This window comes from Micromonospora lupini (assembly GCF_026342015.1).
Taxonomy (GTDB): domain Bacteria; phylum Actinomycetota; class Actinomycetes; order Mycobacteriales; family Micromonosporaceae; genus Micromonospora; species Micromonospora lupini_B.
Genome location: NZ_JAPENL010000002.1, coordinates 614894 through 628999, shown reverse-complemented (window position 1 = coordinate 628999; position 14106 = coordinate 614894). Strand labels below are relative to the sequence as shown.

Sequence of the window (14106 nt, the reverse complement as noted above, 5' to 3'; positions counted from 1 at the left end):
AGTGAGGGAGCGGAATGACGGCTGGCTCGCCCTCAGCCCGTAGGTCCACTGAGCAGGCTTGGCTCATCACTGGGCCGTTGGCAGTCCTGGCCATCATCTGCTCATTCGTCCTCGCGTTGGCGGGGCCGCCGCCTCCGGGCAACCTCTTCGCTGCGGTGGCGATCTTCGGCGTCATGGTGGCGACCAGCACCCAGGTTCTGCAGGTCGTCGTGCGTAGGCAGGCGCTCGAAGTCATCGTCACCGAGATTCCGCTGGTCCTTGCCTTCTTCTACCTGCCGCCGCTGACGGTCGTCCTGATCTCCGTCATGGCTGCGTTGGTCGGCCAGCTTCGTCGGCGCCTCAGCGCTCCGAAGGTGTGGTTCAATCTCGCCAGGACTGCCGGAGCCGCTTCGGCCGCGGGGGCCGTGCTACTGGCACTTCCTCCCGTCGAGGGGGTGGGCCCGAAGACGTGGGCTGTCCTCTTCGCCGTGGTCAATGTCAACAGCTTGATCTCGTTGGCGGCCATCAGCGCCGTTATCACCCTGCTGCACGGGTGGCAGGCAGGGTGGGAGTTGATACGCAACGCCCCTGCTCCGCAGGTGATCTGCGCGATCAACGCCGTCATCGGGTTGGTGATCCTGATGGCGATCGATTCCAACCTGTGGTCCGTTCTCCTGATCGCGGTGCTGGCGATCGCGGTCGTCCTGGTCTACCGCTCGTATGCCCAGTTCCTTCGTCAGCACCGCACGCTCGGGAGCATGTACGAGCTGACCCGGGCGGTCAGCGAGAGCCGACAGGACGGAGGCCTGGTCGACGCGCTGCTGGACCGGGTCCGCGCGCTGATGCAGGCCGAGTACGCCACGCTCTGGCTGCCGGTGCAGGGTCGCCACCCCGAGGTCCTGTTGAGCGCCAGACTCGATGATCGCGGCCTGCTCGACGTCGCGCTCACCCCCTCGATAGTCCGCGAACGAGTCCGCCAGTCCGGCCGCACGCTGGCCGCCGGCCGAGCCTTCGACGATGACGAGGACGTCCGTGGGGCGCTCAGCAAGCACCAGGTCAAAGACCTCATCGTGGTTCCGCTGCGGTCTGGCCAGGCGGTGATCGGCACCCTCGAAGTGGTCAACCGGCTCAGCGACGTCGGCCATTTCTCGGCTGCTGACCTCCCGGTCTTCGAGACCGTGGCCGCCCACGTCGCCGTCGCCTTGGAGAATTCGCGGTTGGTCGACCGGCTGCGGCACGACGCGTACCACGACACGTTGACCGGGCTGCCCAACCGCCGGCGGATCACCGGGGCGCTGGACGAGTCGGTGAAGATCCGCGCGCCGGGCGAGGTGGTGGCGCTGCTGCTCTTCGACGTCGACGGGCTGCGCCAGGTCAACGAGTCCCTGGGTCACGCGGCAGGGGACAAGGTCCTCGCCGAGGTCGCCAAACGGTTGCGGGCCAGCGCGCCGTCGTCGGCCCTGGTCGGCCGTGCCGGCGGGGACGAGTTCCTGGTGACGCTGCGGTTGGAGAGCACTGAGGCCGCGCTCGAGTTGGCTGCTCAACTGCGCGACCAGATCCGCGACGAGATGGTCTTCGACGCGCTCACCCTGGACGTGAACACCGCCGTCGGGGTGGCCGTACACCCGGATCACGGCAGCGACGCGGCGACCCTGCTGCTTCGGGTCGACCTGGCCGCCACCGCGGCCAAGTCGGTGCCGGGCAGCGTGCAGTTGTTCAACCCCGCGCTGGAGTCCCGTTCACTGCGCCGGCTGGGTCTCGCCGGCGACCTGCGTCGCGCGCTCGACCAGGACGAGCTGGAGGTCTACTTCCAGCCCAAGGTGACACTGCGGGACCGGCGTCTGGTCGGCGTCGAGTGTCTGGCCCGGTGGGAGCACCCGACGCACGGCACAGTCGCTCCCGAGGACTTCGTGGCGGTGGCCGCGCACACCGGCCAGTTGAGCCGGCTCACCGAGGTGGTGCTCCGCGAGGGGTTGCGGCGCAGCCGGGACTGGGCCCAGGCCGACCAGCCGCTGCCCATCGCCGTGAACCTCGCCGCCCGTTCGCTCACCGACCAGCACTTCCCGGACCGGGTGCAGGAGCTGTTGACCGAGTACGGGGTGCCGGCGCAGCGCCTCACCCTGGAGATCACCGAGTCGGGGGTCCTGGACGGCACGGACCGGCCGATCCCGACGCTGCGCAGGCTCCGCGATCTCGGCGTCCGGCTGTCGGTGGACGACTTCGGCACCGGTGACTCGTCGCTCGCCCACCTGCGCCGGCTGCCGGTGCACGAGGTGAAGGTGGACCGGTCCTTCGTGCAGGGCATGGCGACCGATCCGGGGGACCTGGCGATCGTCAACGCGGTGGTGACGCTCTCCCAGCAGTTCGGTCTGGCCGTGGTCGCCGAGGGTGTCGAGAGCGAGCTGACCCTGGAGCTCCTCCAGGACATCGGGTGCGAGATCGGCCAGGGCTTCCTGTTCAGCCGACCGCTGCCGTACGAGCGGTTGGCGGCCTGGTTCGGCGCTCAGGTCGACCCCGAAACGATCTCTGGCGGGGAGCTTCCGCGCCTGCGTGTCGTGCCCTGAGCTGGGTGTAGACGATCACCGGGGATCCGATTTCACCTGCCGAGCCGGGCCGTGTACTCTTACTACTGCGCGCCCCACGGGGAGATCGCGCAGGCCCCCTTAGCTCAGTCGGCAGAGCGTCTCCATGGTAAGGAGAAGGTCTACGGTTCGATTCCGTAAGGGGGCTCGAGGGTTCAGCTGGACCCACCGCGGCGGTGTAGCTCAGATGGCAGAGCAAGCGGCTCATAATCGCTGTGTCGCCGGTTCAAGTCCGGCCACCGCTACTCTCGTCTTCCGGGCCCGTTCCCGGTGGTCGTGGAGATGGGCGCCACTGGCGCCCACTTTGCATGTCCGCGCAGTCAGCGTCTAGGCTGACGCGTCGTAGTTGTTTCCGTTAGCGAGGAAGGCACTCCGCCGTGGCGAAGGCTACCGATGTCCGGCCGAAGATCACTTTGGCGTGTGTGGAGTGCAAGGAGCGCAACTACATCACGCGCAAGAACCGCCGGAACGACCCCGACCGCATCGAGCTGAAGAAGTTCTGCCCGCGCGACGGTCGGCACACGGTTCACCGCGAGACCCGCTGATCTCTGGCCGGCACACGTCGGCCATTGACGAGGCTTTCCAATCGCCGATCTGACCGGTATGGCGCGGCTCCGCCGCTGCCTGCCGACCAGATCGGCGATTGTGCTTTCCGTGTAGGTTCGCGGCATGTCTCTGGACCCTTCCTTCGTCGGCCGGACGTATCCGCCGACCGCCCCCTACCAGGTGGGCCGAGAAAAGATCCGTGAGTTCGCCACGGCCATCGGCGCCACCGACGCGGCCCACCACGACCCGGTGGCGGCGCAGGCGCTGGGCCACCCGGACGTGGTCGCCCCGCCGACCTTTCCGGTGATCGTCACCATGGCGGCGAGCCGGCAGATCATCGAGGACCCGGCCCTGGGTGTGGACTACAGCCGGCTGGTGCACGGCGACCAGCGGTTCGCGTACACCCGGCCGGTGGTCGCGGGCGACGAGCTGGTCTGCACGAACACCATCGAGGACGTCAGCAACCGGGGCGGGCACGGCTTCCTGACCACCCGTACGGACGTGAGCACCGTCGCCGGGGAACCCGTGGTCGCCGTCTGGGCCCGGTACGTCATTCGCGGGGAGGCCTGAGATGGAGCTGCCAGTCAAGACGTTCCGGGTGACCCGGGCGGACCTGGTCCGCTACGCCGGCGCCTCGGGTGACTTCAACCCGATCCACTGGAGCGACCGGGTCGCCACGAAGGTGGGGCTGCCCGGGGTGATCGCGCACGGCATGTTCACGATGGCCCTGGTCGGTCGGGCGGTCGCGGAGTGGGCCGGGGCGCCCGACGCGGTGGTCGAGTACGGCGTTCGCTTCACCCGGCCGGTGGTGGTCCCCGACGACGACCAGGGGACCGAGATCGAGGTCACGGCGAAGGTCCGTGAGGTGACCGAGGACGGGCTGACCCGGCTCGATGTGACCGCGACCTGTCTGGGCGAGAAGATCCTCTCGCAGGCGCGGGCGACCATCCGCACAGGGCGCTGAACCGCCCCGGTGGCCGTCGGCGACGACACCCCCAACCGGGTCCGCCACGCGTGGCGGGGAGACCGGTTGGGAAAGTCGGGCGCCTACCCGTACACTGGTCCGCCGTGGGGCAAGTGACCCCTGCACGGTCGTCTGTGACCGCGTGGGGCGAGTGTTGCCGCACAGGGGTGTAGCTCAATTGGCAGAGCAGCGGTCTCCAAAACCGCAGGCTGCAGGTTCAAGTCCTGTCACCCCTGCGCCTCAGGCCTGACCGTTCCCGTGGGTCGCGCCGCCGACAAGGCGGCGTCCGGCCCGTGGTGGTGGCATCGGCGGGGTGGTTCCGAGGTTTCGGGCCCCCGGTTGATCCACCGGCCGCGGCCCGTCGCGGGACGGTTTGGCCCGGCCGGCGTGACCAGCGCCGCGCACGCCGCCCGGCGTGCGACCCGAGATTCCGCGACGGAGGGCGAAGTGGCCGACAACAAGCGGCGCGGCGAGGACGCCGGCGACGATCGTCTGGACGACGAGGTCGTCGACGACGTAGCTGACGACGACGCCACCAGCGCGGACGAGCCGGTCTCCCGGGGAGGCACCGCGACGCGGTCCCGCGCCCGGGCGGAATCGGCGGACAGCCGGCCGACCACGAGGTCGGAAACCGGTCGGGTGGGTGTGTTCGGCCGCATCGCCCGGTTTTTCCGCGAGGTCGTTGCCGAACTGCGTAAGGTCATCTGGCCGACCCGCAAGGAGTTGCTGACGTACACCGCCGTGGTGGTCACGTTCGTCGCCGTGATGCTGACGATCGTGGGCGTGCTGGACTACGGCTTCGCCAAGGTCGTGTTGTTCGTCTTCGGCAACTCGGACTGACCGGCTGTCTCCAGCCGATAGTGACGGAAGTGAGCGAGCGTGCCTGAGTACGACGAGACCGCCGGACCGGTGGACGAGCAGTCCACGGTCGCGACGGCGGCTGGTGACGAGTCGGTTGAGGCCGCCAGCGAGCCGGAGTTCCCCACCACCGAGCCTGCGCCGGACGAGGAGTACGACCCGGTCGCCGAGCTGCGGCAGAAGCTGCGCTACGCCCCGGGTGACTGGTACGTGGTGCACTCGTACGCCGGTTACGAGAACAAGGTGAAGACCAACCTCGAGACCCGGATCACGAGCCTCGACATGGAGGACTTCATCTACCAGGTCGAGGTGCCGACCCGGGAAGAGGTCGAGGTCAAGAACGGTAAGCGTTCGCAGATCCAGGCCAAGGTCTTCCCGGGCTACATCCTCGTCCGGATGGAGCTGACCGCCGAGTCCTACTCGTGTGTCCGTAACACCCCGGGCGTGACGGGCTTCGTGGGCGCGACCGACCGGGCCGACCGGCCCGCGCCGCTCTCCCTCGACGAGGTGCTGAAGTGGTTGGCGCCGGCCGTCGAGACCGAGCAGAAGAAGGCCAAGCCGGAGATCAAGGTCCTCGACTTCGAGGTCGGCGACTCGGTCACCGTCACCGACGGCGCGTTCGCGTCGCTGCCGGCCACGATCAGCGAGATCAACGCCGACCAGCAGAAGCTCAAGGTGCTGGTGTCGATCTTCGGCCGGGAGACCCCGGTGGAGCTCAACTTCAACCAGGTCGCCAAGATCTGACCGGTCGTCGGCGGCGGGCCCGGCCCGCCGCCGACGTCGGCGTACGCCCTCCCGCTCGACCTCGGCGGACGAGTGGGCTGCGGCCTGCGCTACTCTTGAACGTCGCCGCTGTCGCACCGCGCTGACCGTGCGCGTCCCGAGGGCGGCGACGGCCGCATTTTCCCAGCTCCAAGCCCCAGGAAGTGACATGCCTCCGAAGAAGAAGCTCGTCAAGACGTTCACGCTTCAGTTGCCGGCGGGCCAGGCCACGCCGGCGCCGCCGGTCGGCCCCGCGCTCGGCCAGCACGGCGTGAACATCATGGAGTTCTGCAAGTCCTACAACGCGCAGACCGAGTCCCAGCGGGGCGACATCGTCCCCGCCGAGATCAGCGTGTTCGAGGACCGGTCCTTCAGCTTCGTGCTGAAGACCCCGCCCGCTGCCCGGCTGCTGATCAAGGCCGCCGGTGTGCAGAAGGGTTCGGGCGTCCCGCAGGCCGAGAAGGTCGGCTCGGTCAGCCGCGCCCAGCTGCGTGAGATCGCCGAGAAGAAGATGGCCGACCTCAACGCCAACGACCTGGACCAGGCCGAGAAGATCATCGCCGGCACCGCCCGGTCGATGGGCATCACCGTCAGCGACTGACGTTCGGCCCCGCCGACGTTCCGACCGTGGGAGGGCCCGCGCCGAGCGGCCCGCCAGAGACCACAGGAGTAATCAGCAATGCAGCGCAGCAAGAGCTACCGCAAGGCCGCCGACGTCATCGACCGGTCGAAGCTCTACACCCCCTCCGAGGCCGTGAAGCTGGCCAAGGAGACCACCAATGTCAAGTTCGACGCCACGGTCGAGGTCGCCATGCGCCTCGGCGTCGACCCCCGCAAGGCGGACCAGATGGTCCGCGGCGTGGTCAACCTGCCGCACGGCACCGGTAAGACCGCCCGCGTGATCGTGTTCGCCAGTGGCGCGAAGGCCGAAGAGGCCACCGCCGCGGGTGCGGACGAGGTGGGCACCGACGAGCTGGTCGCCCGCATCCAGGGTGGTTGGCTCGACTTCGACGCGGCGATCGCCACGCCGGACCAGATGGCCAAGATCGGCCGGATCGCGCGGATCCTGGGCCCGCGCGGTCTCATGCCGAACCCGAAGACCGGCACGGTGACCATGGACGTCACCAAGGCGGTGCAGGACATCAAGGGTGGCAAGATCACCTTCCGGGTGGACAAGCACTCCAACCTGCACCTGATCATCGGCAAGGCCTCCTTCACGGAGACCCAGCTGGTGGACAACTACGCTGCGGTGCTCGACGAGGTGCTGCGCGCCAAGCCGTCCGCGGCGAAGGGCAAGTACCTCCGCAAGGTCATCCTCACCACCACCATGGGCCCGGGCGTTCCGGTCGACCCGAACCTGGTGAAGAACCTCCGTGAGGACCAGACCGAGGCCTGAGCCGACAGCTCACTCGTACCGGGGCGCCGCCACACGATCGTGGCGGCGCCCCGGCGCGTCTGTGGTGTGGCAAGCTCGACCGCATGCGGCTGGAGAACGTCTGGTTGCGGTACCACCGGAGTGGTCCGTGGGTGCTGCGGGACGTGGATGTGCAGATCGGTCCGGGTGAGGTCGCGGTCGTTCTGGGCCGCAACGGGGTGGGCAAGTCCACGCTGCTCCAGGTGGCCGCCGGGGTGCTGCGGCCGGGCCGGGGCCGGGTCGTCGACCGGCCGGCCCGGGTGGGCTGGGTCCCGGAGCGCTTCCCGGCCGACCAGCCCTTCACCGTCTCCCGCTATCTGACCGGCATGGCCCGCGTCGCCGGGTTGGGCCGGTCGGCCGCCGACGAGGCGGTGACGACCTGGACGCAGCGGCTCGGCCTCGGCGCGTTCAGCTCGGTGCGGCTTCCGGAGCTGTCCAAGGGCACCGCGCAGAAGGTGGGTCTCGCCCAGGCCATGCTGCGACCACCCGGCCTGCTGGTGCTCGACGAGCCGTGGGAGGGCCTCGACGCCGCTACCCGCGAACTGGTTCCCGAGCTGATCGACGAGGTGCTGGCCGACGGCGGCGCGGTCCTGGTCAGCGACCACCGCGGGGAGACGGTCCGGCTGCCGGCCGCGCGCCGCTGGGCGGTGGCCGCCGGCTCGCTTACCGAGGAGACCGCACCGACCGACGAGGCCATCGCGGTGGTCGAGGTTGCGGTGCCGGCCGCGCGGGTCGCCAGCACCGTCGCCCGGTTGCGCGCCGAGGGCCACCAGATTCTTCGAGTACGCGCCGACGCCTCCACCACCGCGCCGCAGGCTCGCCCCTCGGACCCGTCGCTCCCGCCGGCCCTCGGCCAGCCCGAGGGTGCGGACGCCGTCGAGCAGGCAGCGGGGGAGGCCCGGTGAGCGCCCTGGTGCGGATGCGGCTGGCGGGTTTCCTGCGGACCGGTCGGGCGTTGGCGCCGTTGCTCGCGGGTCTCGTCGTGCTCGGCACGCTCTACGGCGGCGGCCGGTCCCAGCCGGCGGAGGCGTACGGCGTCTCGGCAGTGGTGCTCTTCCCGGTGCTCGCCTGGCAGACCAAGATCCTTCTGGACATCGAGCCGGACGTGCAGCGCCGGCTCGCCCAGGTGACGGTCGGGGTGGCCCGGGAGCGCCTGGCCGGGCTCCTGGCGGCCGGCGTGGCGGCGCTTGTCGCGGTGGCTGTCGCGCTGGTCTTCCCGTGGCTGGTGGGCGGGGTCACCGGCCCGGTCGAGCCGGGGGACCGGTCGGTGCCTGTCGGCATCGCGCTGGGGCTGTGGGCACACCTGCTCGCCGTACCCGCCGCGGTCGCCCTCGGCGCGTTGGCGAGCCGGGCGTCGGTGGGCGGTGCCGCGTACGGCGTGGCGGTGCTGGCCCTCGGCGGTGTCGGCGCGGTGGTGCTCGGCCTGAGCGGTTCGGTGGCCCCCTGGCTGGCGCCGCCGATCATGGCCACCGCCCGGACGACCGCGGGTGACGCCGCCGCGTTGACCCTGCTCGGGCTCACGCTCTGGGGGTTGGCGTGGAGCGGTGCCGCCGTCGGCGGCTACCTGTGGCGCCGGCGGGCCCAGGGCTGACCCGGCGGACGGTCGGTGTGACCCGGCTCACCAGGGGCGATTTGGCGCTGCTGGTGGGTGCGCGTACTCTTCAACAGTCATCCGTGTTTCCATGGATGAGGAACCACCCAGAGACCGCTGGTCACCGTGCTCCGGCACGGTCGAAGGTCCCGCGACAACGGGCGACCCGCGTAGGGCGGCAAGCGTAACTCGGCAGTGAACATGGTCCGCCGACTGTGTTGATCCGCCGGCCCTCGCCCCGTGCGCCCTGCGCCGGGGCTTTTTCGTTGTCGTGTCGCCTCCGCCCCCGCTCCGGCTTCGGCCGTGTCGGGGACCAGCCTCGAGTAACGAGAGAGGAGGGACATGGCGGACAAGCCGATCCGGGCCGACAAGGCCACGGCCGTCGCTGAGCTGACCGAGAGCTTCCGCAACGCGGGCGCCACCGTGCTGACCGAGTACCGCGGTCTGACGGTTTCCCAGCTCACCCAGCTGCGGCGCTCGCTCGGCGCCGAGACCAGCTACACGGTCGCGAAGAACACGCTGGCGAAGCGTGCCGCGACGGACGCGGGCATCAACGGCCTCGACGAGCTGTTCACCGGTCCTACCGCGCTGACTTTCGTTTCGGGCGACGTCGTCGAGGCGGCGAAGGGGCTTCGCGACTTCGCGAAGGCCAACCCGAAGCTCGTCATCAAGGGCGGCGTCTTCGAGGGCCGGGCCATTTCCGCGGCCGAGGTCACGAAGCTCGCCGACCTGGAGTCCCGCGAGGTGCTGCTGGCCAAGCTGGCCGGCGCGATGAAGGGCAACCTGAGCAAGGCCGCGGCCCTGTTCCAGGCTCCGCTCTCCAAGGCCGCCCGCGCGGCGGCCGCCCTGGCGGACAAGAAGCGCGAGCAGGAGGGCGCCGAGGCGGCCTGAGGCCGCGCGGCGCACCCACGTTCTTAGACAACCTTTAGAAAGGACGCCAGATATGGCGAAGCTCAGCACCGACGAGCTGCTCGACGCGTTCAAGGAGATGACGCTGATCGAGCTCTCCGAGTTCGTGAAGCAGTTCGAGGACACCTTCGAGGTCACCGCCGCCGCTCCGGTCGCGGTTGCCGCTGCCGGCGGCGGCGCCGGTGGCGCTGCCGCCCCGGCCGAGGAGGAGAAGGACGAGTTCGACGTCGTCCTCGAGGCTGACGGTGGCAAGAAGATCCAGGTCATCAAGGTCGTGCGTGAGCTGACCGGCCTGGGCCTCAAGGAGGCCAAGGACGCGGTCGAGTCCGCGCCGAAGGCCATCCTGGAGAAGGTCAACAAGGAGACCGCCGAGAAGGCGAAGGCGAAGCTCGAGGGTGAGGGCGCCAAGGTCACCCTCAAGTGACCTGACGTTCCACAAGCGCGTGACCGGCTCGGTGAGCCGGGACACGATCGCGTCGCGGCGGGCGGTGATCCGACACGGATCACTGCCCGCCGTGTTTCGTGGATCGGGCGACAACCGTCCTGAGCTGGGCGTCGTTGGTCGATGCCTGCCCACCGGACGAGCGGCCCCGGTCGCCCTCAGGTGGGAAAGAACCGACGACCCGGATACCGGCCCTTGACGCGGCCCCGGGCTGCCAGGCACGCTGAACACCAGCAAGACACCGCGCTTGCGACGGCCACGACGTGGGTAATGACAGCGGCGGCATCATCGGCCGCGGCAACCCGAGCGGCCCAGTGGGGACGTTGCGTTCTGAGCGGCCCGGCAGACCCTGGTTTCCGGGGGGCCGAGGTGCGTTCCGCGAACGACCTGCGGGGTGGGCTGGACAGCGGTTAGCCTCTCGGCTACACTGCTAGTTTGCGCTGCCTTCCGACTTGACCCCTGCTCGGAAATGTCCGTTTACGGATATTTCTGGTGGGGTCATTGGAGTGCACGCGTACCAGCCGTTCTGCAGCACCGGTCCTCGGAAGGACGCATCTTGGCAGCTTCCCGCCCTGCGAAGACCAGTCGTACGTCGAGCGCATTCGCTCCCCGCCGAGTTTCATTCGGCAGGATCACCGAACACCTCGAGGTCCCCAACCTCCTTGCCATCCAGAACGAGTCCTTCGACTGGCTCGTCGGCAACGAGGCTTGGCAGGGCCGGTCGGCGGACGACCCGCACGCACGCTCGGGTCTCGCGGAGATCCTTGAAGAGATCAGTCCCATTGAGGACTTCTCCGGCACCATGTCACTCTCCTTCTCCGCGCCACGCTTCGACGAGGTCAAGGCCTCGATCGAGGAGTGCAAGGAGAAGGACCTGACCTACTGCGCTCCGCTCTTCGTGACCGCGGAGTTCACCAACAACACCACTGGCGAGATCAAGAGCCAGACGGTGTTCATGGGTGACTTCCCGATGATGACGCCCAAGGGCACCTTCGTCATCAACGGCACCGAGCGCGTCGTGGTCAGCCAGCTCGTCCGGTCCCCGGGCGTGTACTTCGACAAGCAGCCGGACAAGACCTCCGACCGCGACCTCTCCAGCGTCAAGGTCATCCCGAGTCGGGGTGCCTGGCTGGAGTTCGACATCGACAAGCGCGACACGGTCGGCGTTCGCATCGACCGTAAGCGTCGGCAGGCCGTCACGGTCCTGCTCAAGGCCATCGGATGGTCGGCCGAGCGGATCCGTGAGAAGTTCGGCTGGTCCGAGCTGATGATGACCACGCTCGAGAAGGACCACATCGCCGGCGCCGACGAGGCTCTGCTCGACATCTACCGCAAGCTGCGCCCTGGCGAGCCGCCGACGCGCGAGAACGCCCAGACCCTGCTCGACAACCTCTTCTTCAACCCGAAGAGGTACGACGTCGCCAAGGTCGGGCGCTACAAGTTCAACAAGAAGCTCGAAGTCGACGTGCCGATCACCACCGGCACGCTGACCGAGGACGACATCGTCGCCACCGTGGAGTACCTGTGCCGGCTGCACGCCGGTGAGGACGGCTACGAGGCCGACGACATCGACCACTTCGGCAACCGTCGCCTGCGCACCGTGGGTGAGCTGATCCAGAACCAGGTTCGGGTCGGCCTCTCCCGCATGGAGCGGGTCGTCCGCGAGCGGATGACCACGCAGGACGTCGAGGCGATCACCCCGCAGACCCTGATCAACATCCGCCCGGTGGTGGCGGCGATCAAGGAGTTCTTCGGGACGTCGCAGCTGTCCCAGTTCATGGACCAGACCAACCCACTGGCGGGCCTGACCCACCGGCGTCGGCTGAGCGCGCTCGGCCCGGGTGGTCTGTCCCGGGAGCGGGCCGGCTTCGAGGTCCGCGACGTGCACCCGTCCCACTACGGCCGGATGTGCCCGATCGAGACGCCGGAAGGCCCGAACATCGGCCTGATCGGCGCGCTGTCCACCTTCGCCCGGGTCAACCCGTTCGGCTTCATCGAGACGCCGTACCGGAAGGTCGTCGAGGGTCGGGTCACCGACCAGATCGACTACCTGACCGCGGACGAGGAGGACCGGTTCGTCAAGGCCCAGGCCAACGCGCGGTTGAAGGCTGACGGCACGTTCGCCGAGGAGCGGGTGCTCTGCCGTCGTAAGGGCGGCGAGACCGAGGACGTCGTCCCCGGCGCCGTCGACTACATGGACGTCTCGCCCCGGCAGATGACCTCGGTCGCGACCGCCATGATCCCGTTCCTCGAGCACGACGACGCCAACCGGGCACTGATGGGCGCGAACATGCAGCGCCAGGCCGTGCCGCTGGTCAAGGCCGAGGCGCCGCTCGTGGGCACGGGCATGGAGTACCGGGCCGCGGTCGACGCTGGCGACGTGGTGGTCGCCGAGGTCGGCGGTGTGATCGAGGATCTCTGCGCCGACTACGTCACCATCCACCAGGATGACGGCCACCGCCGGACGTACCTGCTGCACAAGTTCCGCCGCTCGAACGCCGGCTCCTGCGTCAACCAGAAGCCGGTGGTCTTCGAGGGCGACCGCGTCGAGGCCGGTCAGGTCATCGCCGACGGTCCGTGCACCGACGAGGGCGAGATGGCGCTCGGACGCAACCTGCTGGTGGCGTTCATGTGCTGGGAGGGCCACAACTACGAGGACGCGATCATCCTGTCGCAGCGCCTCGTGCAGCAGGACGTGCTCACCTCGATCCACATCGAGGAGCACGAGGTCGACGCCCGGGACACCAAGCTCGGCCCGGAGGAGATCACCCGCGACATCCCGAACGTCAGCGAGGAAATGCTCGCTGACCTCGACGAGCGCGGCATCATCCGGATCGGCGCCGAGGTCGTCCCCGGCGACATCCTGGTCGGCAAGGTCACGCCCAAGGGCGAGACCGAGCTGACCCCGGAGGAGCGTCTGCTCCGCGCGATCTTCGGTGAGAAGGCGCGTGAGGTTCGGGACACCTCGCTGAAGGTGCCGCACGGCGAGACCGGCACGGTCATCGGTGTGCGCACGTTCTCCCGCGAGGACGGCGACGAGTTGCCGCCGGGCGTCAACGAGCTGGTCCGGGTCTACGTCGCCCAGAAGCGCAAGATCCAGGACGGCGACAAGCTCGCCGGCCGGCACGGCAACAAGGGCGTCATCTCGAAGATCCTCCCGATCGAGGACATGCCGTTCCTGGAGGACGGCACCCCGGTCGACATCGTGCTCAACCCGCTCGGCGTGCCGAGCCGGATGAACATCGGCCAGGTTCTGGAGACCCACCTCGGTTGGGTCGCCAAGACCGGGTGGAAGGTCGAGGGTGACGACACCGACTGGAAGCGCCAGCTCCGGTCGATCGACGCCCACGAGTCCGAGGGTGACACAAACGTCGCCACCCCGGTCTTCGACGGTGCCCGCGAGGAGGAGATCTCCGGTCTGCTCGAGTCGACCCTGCCCAACCGGGACGGCAAGCAGCTGATCGGGCGTACCGGCAAGGCGCAGTTGTTCGACGGTCGTTCCGGTGAGCCTCTGCCGGACCCGATCGCGGTCGGCTACGTCTACATCCTGAAGCTCAACCACCTGGTCGACGACAAGATCCACGCTCGTTCGACCGGCCCGTACTCGATGATCACGCAGCAGCCGCTGGGTGGTAAGGCGCAGTTCGGTGGTCAGCGTTTCGGTGAGATGGAGTGCTGGGCGATGCAGGCGTACGGCGCTGCCTACGCCCTGCAGGAGCTGCTCACGATCAAGTCCGACGACGTGCTCGGCCGCGTGAAGGTCTACGAGGCCATCGTCAAGGGCGAGAACATCCCGGAGCCGGGCATCCCGGAGTCGTTCAAGGTGCTGCTCAAGGAGCTGCAGTCGCTGTGCCTCAACGTTGAGGTGCTCTCCAGCGACGGTGTGGCCCTGGAAATGCGCGAGACCGACGACGAGGTGTTCCGGGCCGCCGAGGAGCTGGGCATCGACCTGTCCCGGCGCGAGCCGAGCTCGGTCGAAGAGGTCTGAGGTGAGCGGTTGGGGGCCGGCTCGCCGGCCCCCGACCCCACCCGAGAATTAGCAGTACAGACGACGACATA

General features: G+C 68.9%; 13 protein-coding genes and 3 tRNA genes. All 16 read left to right on the top strand.

The window, feature by feature from the left end; genetic code table 11:
* Positions 1-14: 14 nt before the first annotated feature.
* The 16 genes from OOJ91_RS17770 (at position 15) to rpoB (ending at position 14035) form a co-directional block, all read left to right on the top strand.
* Positions 15-2543, top strand: coding sequence for a putative bifunctional diguanylate cyclase/phosphodiesterase (locus OOJ91_RS17770; RefSeq protein WP_266246368.1), 2529 nt, complete (start codon positions 15-17; stop codon positions 2541-2543).
* A gap of 93 nt (positions 2544-2636) precedes the next feature.
* Positions 2637-2709 (top strand) — tRNA-Thr (locus tag OOJ91_RS17765).
* A 24-nt stretch (positions 2710-2733) separates the two neighbouring features.
* Positions 2734-2806: transfer RNA gene (locus OOJ91_RS17760), tRNA-Met, on the top strand.
* Positions 2807-2938: 132 nt separating this feature from the next.
* Complete coding sequence (gene rpmG, locus OOJ91_RS17755) at positions 2939-3106, top strand: 50S ribosomal protein L33 (protein WP_007073056.1); 168 nt, start codon at positions 2939-2941, stop codon at positions 3104-3106.
* A gap of 124 nt (positions 3107-3230) precedes the next feature.
* Positions 3231-3677 carry a MaoC family dehydratase N-terminal domain-containing protein gene (locus tag OOJ91_RS17750; protein WP_266246361.1) on the top strand — a complete coding sequence of 149 codons (447 nt, stop codon included), beginning with the start codon at positions 3231-3233 and terminating at the stop codon, positions 3675-3677.
* Between the two features lies 1 nt (position 3678).
* Positions 3679-4071, top strand: a complete 393-nt coding sequence (locus OOJ91_RS17745; RefSeq protein WP_266246359.1) for a MaoC family dehydratase — start codon at positions 3679-3681, stop codon at positions 4069-4071.
* Positions 4072-4234: 163 nt separating this feature from the next.
* Positions 4235-4307: transfer RNA gene (locus tag OOJ91_RS17740), tRNA-Trp, on the top strand.
* A 211-nt stretch (positions 4308-4518) separates the two neighbouring features.
* The gene (gene secE, locus OOJ91_RS17735; RefSeq protein ID WP_007465334.1) at positions 4519-4911 is read left to right on the top strand and encodes a preprotein translocase subunit SecE; all 393 of its coding nucleotides are present in this window, start codon (positions 4519-4521) and stop codon (positions 4909-4911) included.
* Between the two features lie 39 nt (positions 4912-4950).
* Positions 4951-5673, top strand: a complete 723-nt coding sequence (gene nusG / locus OOJ91_RS17730; protein WP_234583445.1) for a transcription termination/antitermination protein NusG — start codon at positions 4951-4953, stop codon at positions 5671-5673.
* 187 nt (positions 5674-5860) lie between these two features.
* Positions 5861-6292 carry a 50S ribosomal protein L11 gene (gene rplK / locus OOJ91_RS17725; RefSeq protein ID WP_007465329.1) on the top strand — a complete coding sequence of 144 codons (432 nt, stop codon included), beginning with the start codon at positions 5861-5863 and terminating at the stop codon, positions 6290-6292.
* A gap of 78 nt (positions 6293-6370) precedes the next feature.
* A complete protein-coding gene (gene rplA / locus OOJ91_RS17720) occupies positions 6371-7087 on the top strand; it encodes a 50S ribosomal protein L1 (protein ID WP_266246353.1) in 717 nt (238 codons plus the stop codon).
* 83 nt (positions 7088-7170) lie between these two features.
* The gene (locus OOJ91_RS17715; protein ID WP_266246351.1) at positions 7171-8010 is read left to right on the top strand and encodes an ABC transporter ATP-binding protein; all 840 of its coding nucleotides are present in this window, start codon (positions 7171-7173) and stop codon (positions 8008-8010) included.
* Positions 8007-8696, top strand: a complete 690-nt coding sequence (locus OOJ91_RS17710) for a hypothetical protein (RefSeq protein ID WP_266246350.1) — start codon at positions 8007-8009, stop codon at positions 8694-8696. The genes OOJ91_RS17715 and OOJ91_RS17710 overlap by 4 nt, the downstream gene beginning before the upstream one ends.
* Positions 8697-9038: 342 nt before the next feature.
* Entirely contained in the window at positions 9039-9587 is a 549-nt protein-coding gene (rplJ, locus tag OOJ91_RS17705; protein ID WP_007465325.1) for a 50S ribosomal protein L10, read from the top strand.
* Between the two features lie 52 nt (positions 9588-9639).
* Positions 9640-10029, top strand: coding sequence for a 50S ribosomal protein L7/L12 (rplL, locus tag OOJ91_RS17700; RefSeq protein WP_266246348.1), 390 nt, complete (start codon positions 9640-9642; stop codon positions 10027-10029).
* 574 nt (positions 10030-10603) lie between these two features.
* The gene (gene rpoB, locus OOJ91_RS17695) at positions 10604-14035 is read left to right on the top strand and encodes a DNA-directed RNA polymerase subunit beta (RefSeq protein ID WP_007465323.1); all 3432 of its coding nucleotides are present in this window, start codon (positions 10604-10606) and stop codon (positions 14033-14035) included.
* Positions 14036-14106 lie beyond the last annotated feature (71 nt).

Bases quoted from the DNA above. Each gene is read 5' to 3' on its own strand.
- OOJ91_RS17770 (WP_266246368.1), top strand. From the start codon at position 15: ATGACGGCTGGCTCGCCCTCAGCCCGTAGGTCCACTGAGCAGGCTTGG.
- OOJ91_RS17750 (WP_266246361.1), top strand. From the start codon at position 3,231: ATGTCTCTGGACCCTTCCTTCGTCGGCCGGACGTATCCGCCGACCGCC.
- OOJ91_RS17745 (WP_266246359.1), top strand. From the start codon at position 3,679: ATGGAGCTGCCAGTCAAGACGTTCCGGGTGACCCGGGCGGACCTGGTC.
- rplK (WP_007465329.1), top strand. From the start codon at position 5,861: ATGCCTCCGAAGAAGAAGCTCGTCAAGACGTTCACGCTTCAGTTGCCG.
- rplA (WP_266246353.1), top strand. From the start codon at position 6,371: ATGCAGCGCAGCAAGAGCTACCGCAAGGCCGCCGACGTCATCGACCGG.
- OOJ91_RS17715 (WP_266246351.1), top strand. From the start codon at position 7,171: ATGCGGCTGGAGAACGTCTGGTTGCGGTACCACCGGAGTGGTCCGTGG.
- rplJ (WP_007465325.1), top strand. From the start codon at position 9,039: ATGGCGGACAAGCCGATCCGGGCCGACAAGGCCACGGCCGTCGCTGAG.
- rplL (WP_266246348.1), top strand. From the start codon at position 9,640: ATGGCGAAGCTCAGCACCGACGAGCTGCTCGACGCGTTCAAGGAGATG.